3 protein-coding genes are annotated in these 2,590 nt (G+C 41.3%); 2 read left to right on the forward strand and 1 reads right to left on the reverse strand.

Translation table 11 applies throughout. The features are described 5' to 3' along the window. Nucleotides 1-530 precede the first annotated feature (530 nt). Nucleotides 531-1,490: a 3'(2'),5'-bisphosphate nucleotidase gene (locus tag F6K13_RS27830; RefSeq protein ID WP_124143205.1), complete on the reverse strand. Its 960-nt coding sequence runs from the start codon at nucleotides 1,488-1,490 to the stop codon at nucleotides 531-533. A gap of 224 nt (nucleotides 1,491-1,714) precedes the next feature. Between F6K13_RS27830 and F6K13_RS27835 the strand changes: the two genes are divergently transcribed. Beyond that, the gene (locus F6K13_RS27835; RefSeq protein WP_161564322.1) at nucleotides 1,715-1,861 is read left to right on the forward strand and encodes a hypothetical protein; all 147 of its coding nucleotides are present in this window, start codon (nucleotides 1,715-1,717) and stop codon (nucleotides 1,859-1,861) included. Between the two features lie 151 nt (nucleotides 1,862-2,012). After that, on the forward strand, nucleotides 2,013-2,590 hold a 578-nt coding region (locus tag F6K13_RS27840), incomplete at its 3' end, for a creatininase family protein (RefSeq protein WP_287289109.1).

Below are 2,590 nucleotides of genomic sequence, written 5' to 3' on the forward strand. Positions count from 1 at the left end.
TCGCCGAAGTATAGCAGGCCATGGCATCCGCCCAGAAATTTCTTTCTGGGCTGCATAGCAGAAGTCATCTAAAGATGACTTAAAGATAGCTAATTTATTATGGCTAATTAGGGTTTGCTGATTAAATATCAAAGCATTGACTTATATTGGTTGTAGCATTTTTTTGTCTCAAAAAGTGTCATCTTTTCAGTGGCAAGAGCTGCAAAAAGCTAGTATTTTGGGATGATTATGGCAGAAAAATCAAGGGACAATTTTCCGACTACCTCTTCTACAATTCCCATTTCTCCTGTCTCCTGTCTCCTGTCTCCTGTCTCCTACCCTCATCCATAAGACTTTTTCAGCAAGCCCTAATTAATGAGACTTGATATAACTTCTGACTTCTGTGAAACGGTATAACCACCCTGATTTTTCGTTGCCTAGCTTTAGTTACAGCAGTCGAAGGAAAGGAGGCCGACATATCAAAAGCTTAAAACTCAGACAACGCCAGATTTTCCTTCTTCCTTCTTCCTTCTTCCTTCTGCTATAAATATCTATTCTTGCAAAGCAGCTAAAACTCGATCGTGAATTATCCCATTACTAACAACTACACCACGGTTATCAACCATCTTCGCTCCATCAGCAAAATTTAACGGTTTACCATAAAGATCGGAAACACGTCCTCCAGCTTCTTCCACAACGATCGCTCCGGCAGCATGATCCCAAATATTCTCCCGGTAGTTAGGAGACTTCGGTGAAGGCAAACGCAAATATAAAGCAGCTTGCCCAGATGCCACAATACCATACTTTGCTTGAGAGTCTACCCGTACAGAAGGCGCAGTAATACCCGCAGCTTTCGCTACTGCATTCTGACGGTCTTGGTCGCCGTGAGAAGTTTCCACACTTTCCACAAACCGGAGATTAGTAGTATCACCCGCTTTCACAACATGAATAGGAGTAAATTCACCTCCTGCTATTGGCATCATTGCTGCTCCTTCACCCCGAACCGCTACATACAACATCCCTGGTTGATTATTTTCTACTGGCATCGCTGGGCAAGCTAACACCCCTACCTTAACTTCTCCTGCTTCCACCAATGCCAACGCTACTGCATATTGGTCTTGACGTAAAAACCCTTTTGTGCCATCAATGGGGTCTAAAGTCCAATAACGAGGTCCGACTTTACCGTTACCTTGGTTAATCCATTGTACTATCTGTTCTGGAGTAGCATCTGCTATCTGTTCTTTTACATAATTTGTCACTTTTGTCAAATTTTCTGCCATCTCTGGAGTTTGTAATTCAGTGGCGTCTTCTTCTCCTACCACTGGATCGTCTGGAAAGGTCTCACCCAAGGCTTTGCAAATCAACGCTTGAGCGCCATAGTCAGCAACAGTTACCGGACTTTTATCACCTTTTTCCATTGCAGGTGGAATATTTCCACGAACCTGTTCGCAGAGTTTAGCTGCTGCTAGAGCAGCTTCAATTGCTATTTGTTTTTCGTGTTCGTAAGCCATGAGTAGTTTCAAATTAAGTACTATTTATAGCATATTTATAACATATATAGCGCTGTGCGCAGGCAACAGCTCATCTGGCAACAGGCAACAAGGGGAATAAAAAACCAATAATATAAGACTTTTAGCTATTGGACAGTTCCTGTAATTTGTAAATATCCCAGCGCACATTGCTATACCAGTGTTTGAATATTTAGAACTTGGTTTGGTGGTGGTGGATTGTAATTGTGGTCTATTGTCATTATTTTGGTCAAGGACAAAAACAGTGGGAGCAAGATGCTCCCATGAAGCGCCGTTGTTCATCCCCATCTACCATTACGCGAGCAGGACTACCCTTAGTTTTGGGCACTAAACTATATATCGCTATACATTAAGGTGTTTGACATGAATAGAAACTGAAACCCTTTTGTATTCCTGTGTTGCCTGTTGCCTGTTGCCTTACGCGTAGCGCGATAAGATTGACAAAAGTTTCTTGAACAAGTTCACTTAAATTATTAATGATAATTTATTTAACTATTAATGATGATGCACAATTTTATTCCACCAGAAAGATTTTTTCCCTATCTCACCTGGCAAGATATTGAAACAATGCCAAATAAAGAAAATGTAGTAATTATTCAACCAGTGGGTTCTATTGAACAACATGGCTTCCATTTACCTATAATTGTTGATTCGGCGATCGCTACTTTTATTACAGGTAAAGCTCTTGCTAAACTCGACTCCAATATTCCTGCATACGCCTTGCCTACTCAATATTACGGTAAATCTAACGAACATTGGCATTTTCCGGGTACTATTACTCTCACCGCCCAGACTTTGATGGCAGTATTAACAGAAATGGCTGAAAGTATCTATCGCTCTGGGTTCCGTAAATTGGTATTTTTGAATGCTCATGGCGGACAACCACAAGTTATCGAAATTGTGGCGCGAGACTTGCACCAGAAATATGAGGATTTTTTGCTATTTCCGCTTTTTGCTTGGCGCATACCTCACCCTAGCAAAGAATTGTTTACGCCAAAGGAAATGGAATTGGGAATTCATGCAGGAGATGGGGAAACCAGTATGATGTTGTCAATCTTGCCGGATATGGTAAAAATGGATAA

Source organism: Okeania sp. SIO2B9 (genome assembly GCF_010672505.1).
Taxonomy (GTDB): Bacteria; Cyanobacteriota; Cyanobacteriia; order Cyanobacteriales; family Microcoleaceae; genus Okeania; species Okeania hirsuta.

Bases quoted from the DNA above. Each gene is read 5' to 3' on its own strand.
- F6K13_RS27830 (WP_124143205.1), bottom strand. From the start codon at position 1,490: ATGGCTTACGAACACGAAAAACAAATAGCAATTGAAGCTGCTCTAGCA.